The organism is Duganella radicis (assembly GCF_009720825.1).
Lineage (GTDB): Bacteria > Pseudomonadota > Gammaproteobacteria > Burkholderiales > Burkholderiaceae_D > Rugamonas > Rugamonas radicis.
Map to the genome: position 1 here is coordinate 299935 of NZ_WNKY01000003.1, position 15947 is coordinate 315881.

Annotated in this window: 10 protein-coding genes; 6 read left to right on the forward strand and 4 right to left on the reverse strand. The window is 65.4% G+C overall.

Annotated elements, in window-relative coordinates:
• Nucleotides 1-996 carry an SDR family oxidoreductase gene (locus GM676_RS05940; RefSeq protein WP_155462496.1) on the reverse strand — a complete coding sequence of 332 codons (996 nt, stop codon included), beginning with the start codon at nucleotides 994-996 and terminating at the stop codon, nucleotides 1-3.
• A 197-nt stretch (nucleotides 997-1193) separates the two neighbouring features.
• Between GM676_RS05940 and GM676_RS05945 the strand changes: the two genes are divergently transcribed.
• On the forward strand, nucleotides 1194-2660 hold the full coding sequence (locus GM676_RS05945; RefSeq protein ID WP_229262554.1) for a GGDEF domain-containing response regulator: 1467 nt from the start codon (nucleotides 1194-1196) through the stop codon (nucleotides 2658-2660).
• On the opposite strand, the gene GM676_RS05950 is transcribed toward GM676_RS05945, so the two are convergent.
• Nucleotides 2657-3793 (reverse strand): thiolase family protein, encoded by a 1137-nt coding sequence (locus GM676_RS05950; RefSeq protein ID WP_155462497.1) that lies wholly within the window; start codon nucleotides 3791-3793, stop codon nucleotides 2657-2659. The genes GM676_RS05945 and GM676_RS05950 overlap by 4 nt on opposite strands.
• Before the next feature lie 88 nt (nucleotides 3794-3881).
• Here GM676_RS05950 and GM676_RS05955 point away from each other — a divergent pair, with 88 nt between their 5' ends.
• Nucleotides 3882-4454, forward strand: coding sequence for a TetR/AcrR family transcriptional regulator (locus GM676_RS05955; RefSeq protein WP_155462498.1), 573 nt, complete (start codon nucleotides 3882-3884; stop codon nucleotides 4452-4454).
• Here the strand turns inward: GM676_RS05955 and GM676_RS05960 are convergent.
• Together GM676_RS05960 and GM676_RS31525 are read right to left on the reverse strand one after the other, a co-directional pair.
• Entirely contained in the window at nucleotides 4451-6775 is a 2325-nt protein-coding gene (locus GM676_RS05960; RefSeq protein WP_155462499.1) for a hypothetical protein, read from the reverse strand. The two genes, GM676_RS05955 and GM676_RS05960, sit on opposite strands and share 4 nt — an antisense overlap.
• 27 nt (nucleotides 6776-6802) lie before the next feature.
• The gene (locus GM676_RS31525; RefSeq protein ID WP_170304219.1) at nucleotides 6803-6964 is read right to left on the reverse strand and encodes a hypothetical protein; all 162 of its coding nucleotides are present in this window, start codon (nucleotides 6962-6964) and stop codon (nucleotides 6803-6805) included.
• Here GM676_RS31525 and GM676_RS05965 point away from each other — a divergent pair.
• The 4 genes from GM676_RS05965 (at nucleotide 6963) to GM676_RS05980 (ending at nucleotide 15945) form a co-directional block, all read left to right on the forward strand.
• Nucleotides 6963-9344, forward strand: coding sequence for a glycoside hydrolase family 95 protein (locus tag GM676_RS05965; RefSeq protein ID WP_211923163.1), 2382 nt, complete (start codon nucleotides 6963-6965; stop codon nucleotides 9342-9344). The two genes, GM676_RS31525 and GM676_RS05965, sit on opposite strands and share 2 nt — an antisense overlap.
• A gap of 72 nt (nucleotides 9345-9416) precedes the next feature.
• The gene (locus tag GM676_RS05970) at nucleotides 9417-11063 is read left to right on the forward strand and encodes a SulP family inorganic anion transporter (protein WP_155462500.1); all 1647 of its coding nucleotides are present in this window, start codon (nucleotides 9417-9419) and stop codon (nucleotides 11061-11063) included.
• Between the two features lie 88 nt (nucleotides 11064-11151).
• Nucleotides 11152-13713 (forward strand): ATP-binding protein, encoded by a 2562-nt coding sequence (locus GM676_RS05975; protein WP_155462501.1) that lies wholly within the window; start codon nucleotides 11152-11154, stop codon nucleotides 13711-13713.
• 48 nt (nucleotides 13714-13761) lie between these two features.
• Nucleotides 13762-15945 carry an EAL domain-containing response regulator gene (locus tag GM676_RS05980; protein WP_155462502.1) on the forward strand — a complete coding sequence of 728 codons (2184 nt, stop codon included), beginning with the start codon at nucleotides 13762-13764 and terminating at the stop codon, nucleotides 15943-15945.
• Nucleotides 15946-15947: the final 2 nt, after the last annotated feature.

Here is a 15947-nt window from a genome sequence, read left to right on the forward strand (position 1 = left end):
TCAGGCTCCCACCGATCCGGTCACCGGCAGCACAATGCCCGTGATGTAGCTGGAGCAGCAGGGCGCCGCCAGAAACACATACGCGGGCGACAGCTCCTGCGGTTGCGCCGGACGCTTCATGTCGGTATCCGCGCCAAATTTGGCGATCTTCTCAGGCGGCGAGTCCGCGGGATTCAGCGGCGTCCACACCGGCCCTGGCGCCACCGCGTTCACGCGGATGCCCTGTTCCAGCAGGTTGGAGGCCAGCGACTTGGTGAACGCATGGATCGCGCCCTTGGTGGTGGAATAGTCCAGCAGATGGCTGGAGCCTTCCAGCCCGGTCACCGAACCGGTATTGATGATGGACGCGCCGCGCTTCAGATAGGGCAGCGCCGCCTTGGCCATGTGGAAGTAGCCATAGACATTGGTCTTCATGGTCAGGTCGAAGCGGTCCTCGGTGAGGTCGGTCAATTTTTCGGCGTGTTCCTGAAACGCGGCGTTGTTGACCAAAATGTCGAGCCGCCCAAAACGCTCGTTCGCCTGATGCGCTGCGTCGCGGCAGAACGCAGGATTCCGCACATCGCCGCGCAGCAAAAGGCAGGTCTGTCCCTCAGCCTCCACATAGCGCTTGGTGTCTTCCGCATCCTGATCCTCCTCCAGGTAGACGATGGCGACGTCCGCGCCTTCACGCGCGTACAGCACCGCCACCGCGCGGCCGATGCCGGAATCGCCGCCAGTGATCAGCGCCGCTATGCCGGCCAGCTTGCCGCTGCCAACATAGTCGGGCGCCAGGAATTCGGGCTTTTGCTGCATCTCGGCTTCCAGCCCGGGTTTTTCCAGGTGCTGGGCCGGCATCGGCGTGCCGGGGTAGTCGTGGTCGGTGGTCTGCACCGCTTCCTTGCTCTTGCTGGCGACGCTGGCGCGCGCGCCCTGCTGGTCGACCTGATCCTGGCGCTGCTGGATTTCGCGCTGCAGGCTGGCGGCGCCAGGATCGGCCTTGTTCTCGGAATTTGCCATGGTGTGCTCCCTTGATCTCGAAGGAACAGTATTGGCGCGGCTCGCCAGCATGACGGTGCGCTCACTCACATTCGCCGCCAAACCACGCCCGGCAAAAAAAACTGATCTTTAATGCAAAAAATATTGCTATTTATGAACTTTATGGCACACTAGTAGGGGAGATACTTTTTATAATGAGAACCAAAGCAGGGAGCATCATGAATAGCACGGGCGTTTTTTTTAATCCCAGCAGCGAACGCCGGGCAGCGTTCCAGGCATCTTGCGCGGAGCTGTTCTCGCAGCTGGTACTGTGCGAGAACGTGGACGCCACCGGCGCCGCGCTGGTCAAGCGCGAAGCCGACCTGCTGATCCTCGACCTGACTGGCTTCGACCACCTGAACCAGCTGGCCGGCGTGGGCGCGTTGATCCGTAGCCGGGCCGGCGCCCCCATCCTGGTACTGTGCGCTTACGAACATAGCGCATGGCTGCCGGAACTGATGGCCTACGGCACCTTCGATTACCGCATTTGCCCGGTGCTGGACGACGAGCTGCAAGAAGCCGTCAAGCAGGGCCTGAAAGTGCCGGCCGATCCGGCCGCCGCCATGCAGCAGGAGCTGCTGGACAAGGAAAAGGAATTGCGCGACCTGCTGGGCGTGCAGCGCAGCCTGCAACGCGCGCTGAGCGGCATCGACAACGTCGCCGCCATGTCGTCGCAAATCTGCCTGGCCCTGTGTAACTTCCCGGGCGTGCGCCATACCTCGCTGCTGCACATGAAAGCGCGCGGCGACCTGCAACTGGTGGCGCAGGAAGCGCGTAACCACCTTGATCTCGGCCGCCTGCTGCAACGCCGCGAGCGCCTGCTGCAATCGCCGCTGCGCGACATCTTCCCGCCGCTGATGGCGGTCTCGCGCGGCGAGATGGTGCTGCTGGACGCGCCGGAAAAAGCCGGCGATCCGGAACTGGCGATGCAGCTGCATGACCGCAATGTGCGCATGGTGCTGTCGCTGCCGCTGCGCGCCGAACCGGGCGGCCCTGAAATGGGCGCCATCTGCCTGATGTTCGACCGCCACATCACCTTCTCGCGCGAGCAGTTTGCCTGCTTCGCCAGCCTGGCGCAATTTGTCAGCTTCGGTCTGGGCATGAGCGAATTGAAGCACCAGAACGACGCCTTGTCCGGCCAGCTGTCGCAGATGAGCACCGTGGACACGGTCACCGGCGCCGCCAACCGCCGCGCCGGCGAGGATACGCTGGACAATGAAATCCGCCGCGCGCGCCGCTATGGCCTGCCGCTGGCGGTGCTGACCTTCGACGTCGGCAGCTTCCGCTCGGCAAACGATTTATACGGTTCCCCGGTCGGCGACCATGCCTTGCGCAAGATCGCGGAAACCGTGATGGGCCGCTTGCGCACCTCGGACACGCTGGCGCGCATGCGTGGCGAAGAGTTCCTGATCGTCGCCACCCACACCACCTCCACCGACGCCGTGCGGCTGGCGGAAAAACTGCGCACGGCCATCACCGAAGCCGACCTGCCGGGCGCCGGCTTTGGGGCCACGGTCAGCATCAGCCTTGGCGTGACGCAGGTCAATGCGGACGAGGGCGGCGCCACGGTGCTGGACCGTCTCGACACCGCGCTGCACCGCGCCAAGCGCGCGGGCCGCAACTGCATCGAGCTGGCGACGCTTTAAATCTTTTCGAGAATGGTCGCGATACCCTGGCCGCCGCCGATGCACTGGGCGGCCAGCGCGTAGCGGCCGCCGGTGCGCTTCAGCAGCGCCGCCGCCTTGCCGGTGATGCGCGCGCCGGTGGCGCCCAGCGGATGGCCGATGGCCATGCCGCCGCCGTCGATGTTCAGCACCTCCGGCTTGATCCCCAGTTCGCGCACGCAGGCCAGCGCTTGCGAGGCAAAGGCTTCGTTAATCTCCGCCACGTCGATGTCTTCCGCCTTCAGACCCGCCAGCCCGAGGGCTTTCCGCGTGGCCGGAATCGGGCCGATGCCCATCAGCGCCGGATCGCAGCCGACGGCCGCCATCGAGACGATGCGCGCGCTCGGTTGCAGGCCATGCTTGCGGGCGAAGGCTTCGGTGGTCACCAGCACCGCCGAGGCGCCATCGGTCAGCGGCGACGAGGTGCCGGCCGTGACCACGCCGTGTTCCGGATCGAAGACAGGCTTCAACGACGCCAGCGCCTCCAGCGTGGTGCCGGGGCGGATGCAGCCGTCTTCCGCGATCACCTCGCCGGCGGCGGTGGTGATGGGGACGATTTCGTCTTTCAGCAAACCGGCTGCACGTGCGGCGGCGGCCTTCTGGTGCGATTGCAGCGCCAGCACGTCCTGGTCGGCGCGCGACACCTCGTATTTGCGGGCGACGTTTTCGGCGGTGTCGCCCATGCTGATGTAGGTGTCGGTTTCCGCCAGCAGTTGCGGGTGAGGGGAGAAGTTAAAGCCACCCTGCGGCACCATGGTCATCGACTCCACGCCGACGCACAGATAAGCCTCGCCCAGGCCCGCCTCGATATTGGCGGCGGCGATATGCACCGCCGACATCGACGAACCGCAAAAGCGGTTGATGGTCATGGCGCTGACTTCGTGCGGGAAGCCGGCCAGCAGCGAGACGATACGCGCCAGGTTGTTGCCCTGCGCGGATTCCGGGTAGGCGCAGCCGAGGATGACGTCATCCAGCTCGCGCGGATCGACGCCGGTACGCTCGATCAATCCTTTTACCACCTGCGCGCCGAGATCGTCGGGACGGACCTCGGCCAGCTTGCCTTTGCGGGCGAAATGAAAGGGCGAGCGCGCATAGGCGCTGATAACTGCTTTCATGATGGGTTACCTTTTAATGATGGTCGTAATGTTTGATATATTACGCTCGTAATGTATAATGTCAATAGGGTTCAAGCAGGAGACGGACATGAAAGTCAGCAGGGAACAAGTGGCGCTCAACCGCGAGCGCATCGTCGAGACGGCGGCGCGGCTGTTCCGCGAAAAAGGGTATGACGGCATCGGCGTGGCCGATCTGATGAAGGGCGCCGGCCTGACGCACGGCGGTTTCTATGGCCACTTCGAGTCCAAGGAGGACTTGCTGGCCGAAGCCGCCGCGCACGCGCTGAAAAAATCAGTGGCGCGCTGGGAAGGTTATCTGGCCGAGGACCCGGCCAGCGCGCTGGATAAAATCGGCGACGGCTACCTGACCAGGCAGCATCGCGATCATCCGGAGAAGGGCTGCTCGGTCACCGCGCTGGGCGCGGACATCGCCCGTCTCGGCCCCAAGGCGCGCCACGCCGTGACCGAAGGCGCCAGCGGCCAGATGGCGGTGCTACAGCAACTGATGCCGGGCGCGGACGATGCCGAGAAACGCAAACAGGCCTTGGCCACGTATGCGGCCATGGTCGGCGCCATCGTGCTGTCGCGCGCGGTGGATGACGAGGCCTTGTCGGTCGAGGTGCTGCAAGCGGTGCGCGACTCGCTGCCCGGCCCGGGTTAAGTCAGCAGTTTCACCACGGCGGCGGCGACGTACGGGCTGTCGTTGTCGAAGTAATGCGTGTGGGCGACGGCGCCGGTGCAAAATTCGGGGCGCGGCGGTTGCGGGCCCGGTGTCCAGGCGGCCGGCGCGCCGGCGTCCCACAGATTCCTGCCGACGTAATCGCCGCTGCCGTAGCCGTTGCTCCAGCTGGCCAGGCCGGCCTGGCCGATGTCCGGATTGACCGCCCACGCATAAATGCCGGGGAAGCGCGCGGCGTACAGCTGGCGCAGCGGCGAGCCTACCGTCAGCAGGTCGATGCGGCCCAGTTCCTGTAACAGGCCGGCGTTGCGCACCTTGAGGTAGCGTAGCAGATCGGCCGTGACGACCGTGCCCTGGCTATGGCAGACCAGCACAATGCGGCGGTATCCTTGGCTGTGCAGGTAGCGCAGCAGCGACACATAGCGCGCCATGATGTGCAGTCGTGGCGTATGGCCGACCGGCCGCTCGCGCAGCCAGTTGTCGACGTCGATCAGGGTGTCGATCAGCACCCGCAGGCGCGCAAAGAATCTCGACACCCGCCCCAGCGCACTGACGCCGGACAGCTTGGTCAGGGTGATAAACGCCAGAATGCCGCCGCCCATCGCGGTGCCGAGGTTGGGGATGCCCTCCAGCTTCCAGGGCGTGTACTGGCCGATCACGCCGTAGGGAATCACAAACACAAAGCCGGCGGCGCACAGCCACTTGGCCACATGCAGCAGGCGGAAGCCCTGATTGAGCCAGTGCCACAGGCCGCGCGTGGCGTCGATGTCGACACGGTCTTTGCCGGTGCGCGGGCGGATCTCGGCCAGCACCGATGGCAGCAGGGCGATCAGTGCGCACGCCATCGCCACCGCCAGCACCAGCAGATAAGGGGTGAACGATTCGCTGGCGCTCAGCTCGATCAGGTCGCCCATGCGGTCGATCAGAGGCGTGGCCGGATCGCCAGCCTGCGCGAAGGGCCTTTGCAGCGGCGTGTTCATGATGGGGAAGGCGCCGCTCTTGAGCACTTGCCAGAACGCCGCCCACAGCGCCAGTATCACCGTCAACAGCAGCGGTGCCGGAATGGTGGCGGCCAGCAGGCCGGTGTCGGCTGCCTGCCGTATCTTGCCGGGACCGGCGCGCCAGCGGCTCAGGCAAGCGGCGCCAAACAGCAGCAGGTTGTTGAGGTAAAGCCCGAGCCAGACCAGCGCCATGAACGCAAACACGCCTTCGACCAGATGCGCATACCAGATCAGCGCCGCCAGCGAGGGCGGTTGCGGCAGCGGCTCCCACAGCAGGATCACGCCCCAGCAAGCGGCCAGCACCAGCAGCATGGTCCACCAGCGCAGCGCACCGGGGCGGCTTTGCTGGTACTGCCGGACCAGCAGCGTGGTCAGCGCCAGCAGCAGCGGCAGCGTGACAGCGAAGGCCACGGCGCCCGGCGGCACATGGCACTCCCAATCGAACGAAACGCCCGCCCCGATCACGGCGCCAGTCAGCAGCAGGATCAGCAGCATGCCGTGGCGCGCCAGCCAACCGGGCGCATCGGTGCGACGCAGGCGCGCCGCCAGCACGAGCCCCAGTCCGCCGGCCAAAGCCATGCCGATCAGCAACGAAGCGCCGATGCGTCCCGCCGTGGTGGCGGGAATCAGGTGCGGCAGCAGCGCCAGGCCCAGGTCCAGCAACAGCAGGTTGCCAAGCGCGATCGGCAGCGCGAGCAGCCAGTAGCCCCAGGCGGCGGTGCGGTTCAGCCAACTCAGGCCGGCCGGCTGCGGCGCGTTTTTCGGCAGCGCCTCCACCACCGTCGCCAGGGCGGAGCGGCCGAGGCTGGCGATGTGCAGGAAGATTTGCAGCATTTGCGACAGCACGCTGAAGCCGCTGTGGATGCCGCCATGCGACAGGTCGGACCAGAACATTTCATACAGGTCGACGCCGGTTTCTGACTTGTCGCCCTCCGCGTGCCGGTGGCTGCCGCGCAGGCGCGTGGTGCTGTAGAAGCTCTTGTAGCCGGCGCCACCCGACAGTGCCATTTCGGTGAACTGGATGTCGGCCGGTTCGCTGGACGGGAAGGCGGTGGCATGCGCGGTGACGCGCGAGCCGCCGGCCTGGGGCATCTTTTTGTCCGCTGGTTTGATGCCGGGCGGTTCCGCCGCCTGGACGCGCAACGCCTCGGTGTCGACCGGAATGTGCAGCGGCGTGCATTCAAAGCTGGTGAACCGCGACGGATAAAAGTGCATCAGTTGCTGTGCCAGCGCGGCGGAGGCGGCCATGGGCTGATGGTCGCCTACGCCGTGTACGGCAATCACCGCAATGCGCTCGCTCATCTCGCTCTCCCCAGCTTGAGTCATTATTTATATGACATCAAATGGTAAGCGAAGTTTGGCCGCGTATCCTGCAAAATAACGGTGCGGGTTTTGGTGAATTTCATAATTGTGGCGTGCACGCATCGCAAGCAAAATGCAAGGCATGGAGACGACAAGACGCAGTTTCATGATATCGGCGGGACTGGCCATGGCCTTTCCCGGTTTGGCGCGCGCCGCCGTTCACGCCACCACGCGTGGCCAGCAGGAGAGCCTGTCGCTGTGGTACGAACAGGCCGCCGGGCCGTGGGTGGAGGCGCTGCCGGTCGGGAATGGCCGCCTTGGTGCCATGTGCTTCGGCCGCGTCGCGCAGGAGCGCATCCAGCTGAACGAGGACACGTTGTTTGCCGGCGGTCCTTACGATCCGAATAATCCGCGGTCGGCGGCGGCGCTGCCGCAAGTGCGGGCGCTGATCGATGCGGGCCAGTTCAAGGAAGCGGCGGACCTGATATCCTCCTCCATGATGGGCGTGCCGAAGACGCAGATGCCTTACGGTGCTGCCGGCGATCTGCTGCTGGATTTCCAGGGGCTGGAGGCCGGCACGGCTTATCGCCGCTGGCTCGATCTGGATACCGCCATCTGCTCGACGCGCTTCAACAACGGCGCCGTTCAGTACAAGCGCGAAGTGTTCGCCAGCACGCCGGACCAGGTGGTCGTGGTGCGCCTGACCGCCACCGGCGGCGTGATGAATTTTGACCTCGGCTACCGCCATCCTCTCGAAACCAACTATGGCGTCACCGACTACACCGGCGCCAAGACCGCCACCGTGGCCGCGCCCATGTCGTGGGATTATCGCGAGTCGCTGCGCGCCGCCGAGCGGCCCTCGTCGCTGTCGGTGCGTGCCGATGGCGCCGACGCGCTGCTGATCGAAGGCCGTAACGTGGCGGCGGCCGGCATTCCGTCGGCCTTGCGCTACGCGGTACGGGTGCAGGCGCTGGGTGACGGCGCGATCACTCCGCGTGAGGACCGCATCGAAGTGCGCGGCGCCACCACCGTCACGCTGCTGGTGGCTGCCGCCACCAGCTACGTCAACTACGCCGATGTCGGCGGCGATCCGGTGAAGACCGTGCGCGCGCAGACCGCCGCCGCCGCCGCCAAGCCATTCGCGCGCCTGCGCAGCGGCCATGTGCATGCGCACCAGATGCTGTTCCGCCGCCTGTCCTTGCGGCTGGGCGCCGGCATGGCCGATCCGCGTCCGACCAACCAGCGCATCGCGGTGGCCGAGCAGCAGCCGGATGCCGGGCTGGCGGCGCTGTATGTGCAATATGGCCGCTACCTGCTGCTGTCGTCGTCGCGGCCGGGCAGCCAGCCGGCCAACTTGCAGGGGCTGTGGAACGAGGGCACCAACCCGCCGTGGGGCGGCAAGTACACCATCAACATCAACACCCAGATGAACTACTGGCCTGCCCAATCGGCCAACCTGCGCGAATGCGTGGAGCCCTTGCTGCGTATGGTGGAAGACCTGAGCGTGACTGGCGCCGTCGCCGCCCGCAAGGGCTATGGCGCGCGCGGCTGGGTGGCGCATCACAATACCGACTTGTGGCGTGCCGCCGCACCGATCGATGGTCCGCTGTGGGGCATGTGGCCATGCGGCGGCGCGTGGTTGTGCCAGGCCTTATGGGATCACTACGACTACAACCTCGATGAAGCCTGGCTGCGGCGCATTTATCCGCTGCTGAAAGGCGCGTCGCTGTTCTTCATCGACACGCTGGTGGAAGACCCGCAGGGCAGGGGACTGGTGACATCGCCATCCATCTCGCCGGAGAACGAGCATCACAAAGGCGTGGCGACGTGCGCCGGTCCGGCCATGGACCGGCAGATCATCCGCGATCTGTTCAGCTGGACCTTGCGGGCGCACGCGCTGCTGAAAGAAAGCGATGCCGCGTTTGCGGCTGAACTGGAAGCCAAACGCGCGCGCCTGCCGGCGGATCGCGTCGGCGCGCAAGGGCAGTTGCAGGAGTGGCTGGAAGACTGGGATGCCGGCGCGCCGGAGCAGCAGCACCGTCACGTTTCGCATCTGTACGGCGTCTACCCGAGCGAACAAATCAATGTGCGCGACACGCCGGCGCTGATCGCGGCGGCCAAGAACACACTCAACACGCGCGGCGACAAATCGACCGGCTGGGCCACCGCCTGGCGGCTGGCGCTGTGGACGCGCATGGGCGAGGGCGAACGCGCCTACTCGATCCTGCAAGGCCTGCTTGGTCCCGAGCGCACCTACCCCAACATGTTCGATGCCCACCCGCCATTCCAGATCGACGGCAATTTCGGCGGCACGGCGGCGATCCTGGAAATGCTGGTGCAATCCTGGGGCGGTGAAATCCGCCTGCTGGCGGCGCTGCCGAAAGCCTGGCCCGAAGGTTCCGTGCGCGGCATCCGCGCCCGGGGCGGCGTCGAACTGGACCTCGACTGGTCGCAAGGCCAGTTGCGGCAACTGCAAATTCGCGGCAAGCCTGGCCAGAAGCTCACAATCCGCAATGGCGAGCGCCTGAGCGACATCACCCTGGACGCCAAAGGACGCGCTTCCTTATGAGTTTTCCGCGTTAGCTAATGAGAAAAAGTAATTTGCGGTAAACTGGCGGCATTTCTGTATCTGGACTTGTAAATGCTGCAATGGCTGAAGCTTTACCGGCGTGACCAGCTCCCCGGCGATATCAGCGCCGGGCTGGTGGTGGCGATGATGATGATCCCGCAGGGTATGGCGTATGCCATTGTGGCGGGGCTGCCGCCGGTGGCGGGCATTTATGCCAGCATCATGCCACCCATCGTCTACGCGCTGTTCGGCAGCAGCATGACGCAGTCGGTTGGCCCGATGGTCATCGTTTCGCTGATGACTGCCGCTGTGATTGCCCCGCTGGCGCCGGCCGGTTCCGCCTTGGCCGGGGTACTGGCGGCGCAACTGGCGCTGGTGTCGGGGGCGGTGCTGCTGCTGTGCGGGGGGCTGCGCATGGGCTTTCTCGCCAATTTCTTCTCGCGCCCGGTGATGAGCGGGTTTACAGTGGGATCGGCCATCGTCATCGCCTTCGACCAGGTGCATACTTTGCTTGGCGCCGCGCTGCCGCACTACCATCCGCCCAGCGCCGCGCTGGGCGTCGGCGCGCTGGTGCTGCTGGTGCTGGCGCGCTTCTATCTCGCCGGCTTGCTCCGGCTGTGCGGCTTGCCGCCGGCCGCCGCCGATATCGGCGCCAAGCTGGCGCCCATGGCGGTGGTCCTCGGCAGCGTCCTGCTGATGTCCGTCACTGATCTGGCCGGGTTGGGCGTGCGCACCATCGGCCCCGTTCCCGCCGGCCTGCCGCAACTGCATCTGGCCACCTCCAGCCCGCACTGGCGCGCGCTGCTGCAACCGGGTCTGCTGATTGGTTTCATCGTGTTCCTGATGTCGATGTCCGGCGCGCAGGCGCTGGCGCTCAAGCGCAACGAAAAGCTGGTCAGCAATCATGAGCTGATCGGCCTGGGCGCGGCCAATGTCGCCAGCGCGCTGTCCGGCGGCTTCCCGGTGACGGGCAGCCTGTCGCGCTCCGCCGTCAATTTCGCGGCCGGCGCCAACACGCCGCTGGCCAGCCTGATCACCGCCGTGCTGCTGGCCTGCGCGCTGCTGGCGCCGACCGGCTGGCTGGCCTTGCTGCCGCTGCCGGTGCTGGCCGCCACCATCATCGTCGCCGTGCTGGGCATGCTGGAACTGGGCATCCTGCGCACCGCCTGGGAATATGACCGCGGCGACGCCCTGGCCTGGGCCGCCACCTGCCTCGGCGTGCTGGTGCTGGGCGTGGAGGCGGGCGTGATGATCGGCGTGGCGCTGTCCATGGGCACCCTGATCTGGCGCGCCAGCCGGCCGCACATCGCGGTGCTGGGCCGCATCGCCAATACTGAGCATTTCCGCAATATTGAACGCTATCCGGCCGAGACCCAGCCGGAGCTGCTGGTGTTGCGCATCGACGCCAATCTGTTCTTCGGCAACGTGGAGGCGGTCAGCGAGCGCATCGAATGCGAACTGGCCACGCATCAGAGCGCGCGCCATCTGGTGCTGGTGATGACGGCCGTCAGCTCGATCGATACCACGGCCCTGATGGCGCTGGCGGAATTGAACCAGAGCGCCAAACGGCGCGGCATCGGCCTGCATCTGGCCGAGGTGAAGGGGCCGGTGATGGACCGGCTGCACCACAGTACGCTGCTGCAAGAGCTGAACGGCAAGCTGTTCCTGAGCACGGCTAACGCCGTGGATCAATTACATTCTGCCAAGGATGTTGCTTGAGCGCAAATTCCCATGGACTTCATACCAGTTTGAACCTATGATCTAAGTCGTAGCGCAACGCAGATTAACCCCAAAGAATGGTTTTCCGATGTTGGTTCGACTAGCCCGCCGCCTAGGTAAGGTATCTATCGCCGTCTTCGTCAGCGTGACGCTGACCGCCGTGGTGACGCTGGTTCTGACCACTTTTGCGCTGTATTTCTATCAGGTCGAACGCGGGCAGCGCTGGGAACAGCTGCACAAGACGCTGGCCAACAGCGCCGACGAACTGGCCGCCGCCGTCGCGCTGCCGGCCTGGAACTTCGACGAAACCCAGATCATCACCATCATGAAGAGCGGTTTGAGCAACCGCGATCTGTACGCCAGCGCGGTGGCGCCGGTGGCCAGCAACCATCCTTTCATCCTCACCCGCAACGAGCGGCAGCAACTGGTGCCGACCGACCTGCTGCCGTCCAATCCCGAGCTGCTGTCGGAGCAGCGGCCGATTGTGGCGGGCGGCCAGAATATCGGCACCATCACCGTGTATGCCTCGCCGGCGGTGCTGATCGAGCAGCTGCGCCAGCGCCTGTACACCATCGCCGGCCTGATTTTCGTGCTGGACGTGACGCTGGTGCTGAGCCTCTACCTGCTGCTATGGCAGCTGATCCTCAAGCCGCTGACCAACATCGAACGCTATGCGGCCAGCGTGAAGGCCGGCCAGAATCCGGGCGCCTCGCCGCCGCGCGACTGGTACACCGGCGAGCTGAAAACGCTGAACGCCTCGATCCGCGAGATGGTGCGCCTGATGGAAAGCCGCTACGTCGCCATGCACGCCAGCGAGGAGCGCTTGCAGATCGCCTCCAGCGCGGCCGCCATCGGCATCTGGGACTGGAATATCGTCACCGACGAAATGGTGTGGGACGAGCAGATGTACCGCCTGCATGGGCTGGAAGGCCGCACGCTGCAAAAGCCGTTCGACACCTGGCGCAAGATGGTGCATCCGGACGACGCCATTCCCACCGAAATGCTGCTACAGCAGGCGTTGGACGGCACCGCCGAATTCGACGTCGAGTTCCGCCTGATCTGGCCGGACGGCTCGCTGCACTACCTGAAGGCCGACGCCATGGTGTTCCGCGATGCGGACGGCCATCCGATGCGCATGGTGGGCGTGAACTACGAGGTGACCGCCAGCCGCACGGCGGAGGCGGAACTGCGCCGCCACCGCATCCATCTGGAAGAGCTGGTGGCCGAGCGCACCAACGCGCTGTCGGTGGCGGTGCGCCAGGCGCAGGCGGCCAACCGCGCCAAGAGCACCTTCCTCGCCAATATGAGCCACGAGCTGCGCACCCCGCTCAATTCCGTGATCGGCTTCTCGCGCCTGATGGCGGACTCCAAGAACATGCTGCCGGAAGAGAAGCGCAACCTGGCCATCATCCACCGCTCCGGCCAGCACCTGCTCACGCTGATCAACGACATCCTCGAACTGTCGCGCATCGAGGCCGGCCGCGCCGTGCTGCAAACGGAAGTGGTGAACCTGAACGACATGCTGCAAGAGGTGATGGACATGGTCAGCATGCGCGCCGGCCAGACCGGCGTGGAGCTGGCGCTGGACAGCGTCGGCCTGCCGGCCAGCGCGCGCGTGGACGGCACCAAACTGCGCCAGGTGCTATTGAACCTGATGTCGAACGCGGTCAAGTTCACGGTGCAGGGAAGGGTGACGCTGCGCGTGCGCGGCGCCGCCCGCAACGGCGCCTGCGAGCTGGCGTTCGCGGTGATCGACAATGGTCCCGGTATCGCGCCGGAAGACCAGGCCCGCATTTTCGAACCGTTCATCCAGGCCGAAGGACCTGGCGCGAAAGAGGGCACGGGACTGGGGCTGACCATCTCGCGCGAATTCGTGCAACTGATGGGTGGCACGCTGACGCTGCAATCGGCGCCCGGCGCCGGCGCCACCTTCCAGTTCAGCGTGGAAGTGCAGGTGACCGACGAGGCGCCGGCAGTGGACACGGACGAAGTCACCGCGCTGGCGTCGCCGCAGCGCCGCCGCATCCTGGTGGCGGACGATAACGCCGATGGCTGCACGCTGCTGGAAAGCCTGCTGAAACCATTGGGCTTTGAGGTGGCGGTGGTGGGCGATGGCGCACAGGCGCTGGCCATGGTCGATGTCTGGCAGCCGCACCTGGTGTTCATGGATTGGCACATGCCGGCGCTGGACGGTCTGAGCGCCACGCGCCAGATCCGCGCCAACACCGAGGGCCCGCAGCCGCGCATCGTGATGCTGACGGCATCCGCCTTCACCGAGCAGCGCGAGGAGGCGCTGGCCGCCGGCGCCGATGAGTTCATGCGCAAGCCGGTCGATCAGGAGCTGCTGTACGCGGTGCTGGAGCAGCAGCTCGACGTGCAGTTCGTGCGCCGCCATCATGGCGTGCGCCAGGCCGCGCCCCAGCCCTTGGTGCGCGAGGACTTGCAACTGCTGGAGGCCGGCCTGCGCAACGAATTGAAGACCGCCTTGCAGGAACTGAATCTGGCGCGTGTGGCGGCGCTGCTGGCGCCTTTGCCGCCGGAACTGGCGGAAGTCGTGACGCGCATCGAGCATATGATCCAGCTGCACCAGTATCCGCAGCTGTGCGCGCTGCTGGATGAAGCGGGTAACGAATTGGAGTCCCAAGCCTGACGGGTATATCATAGTAGCTGAGCAGTTGACTAGGCGAGAGAGTTTTACATGCACCGGGATTTGTCGGACCAACACACCAAGGGCGAAGTGCTGATCGTGGAGGACACGCCGGCCTCGCTCAAGCTGCTGAGCGACCTGCTGACGGAGGCCGGTTACTACGTGCGCCAGGCGCCCAACGGCGAGCTGGCGCTGTGGAGCGCCCAATCGCGTCCGCCGGAGCTGATCCTGCTCGACGTCCGCATGCCCGGCATCGATGGTTTTGAAGTGTGCCGCCGCTTGAAAGCCGCGCCGGAGTTGAGCCAGGTGCCGGTGATCTTCCTCTCCGCCCAGCACGACACCGACGACAAGGTACGCGGCTTTGAATTGGGCGCGGTGGACTTCATCGCCAAGCCGTTCCAGGCTGAGGAAATCCTGGCCCGCACCGACGCCCACGTCAAGCTGGGCCGCGCGCAGAAAGCGCTGGCGGCTGAACGCGCGCTGCTGGAAGAGCGCGTGGCCGAGCGCACCGCCGAACTGGCGAAGGAAGTCGAGCAACGCCGCGCCAACGAGGAGTTCCTGCGCCTGGCCAGCCAGGTGTTCGAAGCCACGCAGGACGCCATTGTGGTGACCGACCGCGATGGCCGCATCGTCGCCACCAATCCGGCCTTCACGCAGATTTCCGGCTACACGGCGGAGGAGGTGCGCGGCCAGAACGCCGGCCTGCTGTACGCCGGCGATCAGGACACCTCGACCTTCAGCGCCATGGTGCAGTCGGTGGTCACCACCGGCCACTGGTCGGGCGAAATCCTGGCGCGCCGCAAAAATGGCGAAACCTATCCCGGCCTGCTGAGCGCTTCGGTGGTGCGCGACGAGCAGGGCCACGTCATCAACCATGTGGCCGTGTTCATGGACATCACCGAGCGTAAGGCCGAGCAGCACCTGATCGATTTTCTGTCCAACCACGACGCCCTGACCGGACTGCCGAACCGCCTGCTGGCGCGGCAGCGCTTTGTGCAGACGCTGGCCGCGGCGCGGCGCGAGGGCCGTTGCGTGGCCGTCATGTGCCTGGACCTGGACCGCTTCAAAAGCATCAACGATTCCTATGGCCACGACATGGGCGACAAGGCGCTGCAAGTGGTGTCCAGATACCTGAGCGAGACGGTGCGCGAAGGCGATACCGTCACCCGCCAGGGCGGCGATGAATTCCAGATCATCGTCGACGACGATACGCAGTTGAGCGCCACCATCGCGCTGGCGCAAAAGATCCTGGCCGGCCTGCGCAAGGAGCTGATGATCGACGGCCAGCAGATTACCGTCACCTCCAGCATCGGCATCGCCGTCAGCCTGACCGATGGCGAGAGCTTCGATGAACTGGTGCGCAACGCCGACACGGCGCTGTTCCGCGCCAAGGAAATCGGCCGTGACAACTACGCCTTCTTCACCGAGCGCATGGATGCCGAAATCCGCGACAAGCTGGCGATCCAGGGCCAGTTGCGCGGCGCCATCGCACGCGACGAGTTTGAAGTCCACTACCAGCCGCAGGTCTGCCTGCGGACCGGCGCCATGGTCGGCGCGGAAGCGCTGCTGCGCTGGGATAATGCGGTGCTGGGCAAGGTGCCGCCCAACCGCTTCATTCCGCTGGCCGAGGAATATGGCCTGGTCAATTCCATCGGTGAATGGGTGCTGGAGAGCGTGTGCGCGCAGATGAAGCTGTGGCACGACGAGGGACTGGGCACGATCAAGGTCGCGGTCAATCTGGCGGCCGGGCAGTTCGCCAACGACGCCACCGTGCCTTACGTGGAAAGCACGCTGCGCAACTTCGGCGTGGCGGCGGAATGCCTGGGCCTTGAAATCACCGAAGGCACGGTGATGGGCGATCCAAACAAAGCCGTGGCGGCGCTGCGCCGCCTGAAAGACATTGGCGTCAGCATTTCGCTGGACGACTTTGGCACCGGTTATTCCAGCCTGAGTTATCTGAAACGCTTCCCGATCGATGTGCTGAAGATCGACAAATCCTTTGTCGACGATGTCACCACCGACAGCGCCGATGCGGCAATCGCGCTGTCGGTCATCTCGCTGGCGCACAACCTGAACATGCGCGTGATCGCGGAAGGCGTGGAAACGCGCGAGCAGGTGCAATTCCTGACCGAACGTGGTTGCGACGAGATGCAAGGGTATTATTTCAGCCGCCCGGTCAACGCCGAAGGCTTTACCGCGCTGCTGCGCGAACGCCGCAATTTGTTGGACATGTAAAT

Bases quoted from the DNA above. Each gene is read 5' to 3' on its own strand.
- GM676_RS05940 (WP_155462496.1), bottom strand. From the start codon at position 996: ATGGCAAATTCCGAGAACAAGGCCGATCCTGGCGCCGCCAGCCTGCAG.
- GM676_RS05945 (WP_229262554.1), top strand. From the start codon at position 1,194: ATGAATAGCACGGGCGTTTTTTTTAATCCCAGCAGCGAACGCCGGGCA.
- GM676_RS05950 (WP_155462497.1), bottom strand. From the start codon at position 3,793: ATGAAAGCAGTTATCAGCGCCTATGCGCGCTCGCCCTTTCATTTCGCC.
- GM676_RS05955 (WP_155462498.1), top strand. From the start codon at position 3,882: ATGAAAGTCAGCAGGGAACAAGTGGCGCTCAACCGCGAGCGCATCGTC.
- GM676_RS05960 (WP_155462499.1), bottom strand. From the start codon at position 6,775: ATGAGCGAGCGCATTGCGGTGATTGCCGTACACGGCGTAGGCGACCAT.
- GM676_RS05965 (WP_211923163.1), top strand. From the start codon at position 6,963: ATGGCCTTTCCCGGTTTGGCGCGCGCCGCCGTTCACGCCACCACGCGT.
- GM676_RS31525 (WP_170304219.1), bottom strand. From the start codon at position 6,964: ATGGCCAGTCCCGCCGATATCATGAAACTGCGTCTTGTCGTCTCCATG.
- GM676_RS05970 (WP_155462500.1), top strand. From the start codon at position 9,417: ATGCTGCAATGGCTGAAGCTTTACCGGCGTGACCAGCTCCCCGGCGAT.
- GM676_RS05975 (WP_155462501.1), top strand. From the start codon at position 11,152: ATGTTGGTTCGACTAGCCCGCCGCCTAGGTAAGGTATCTATCGCCGTC.
- GM676_RS05980 (WP_155462502.1), top strand. From the start codon at position 13,762: ATGCACCGGGATTTGTCGGACCAACACACCAAGGGCGAAGTGCTGATC.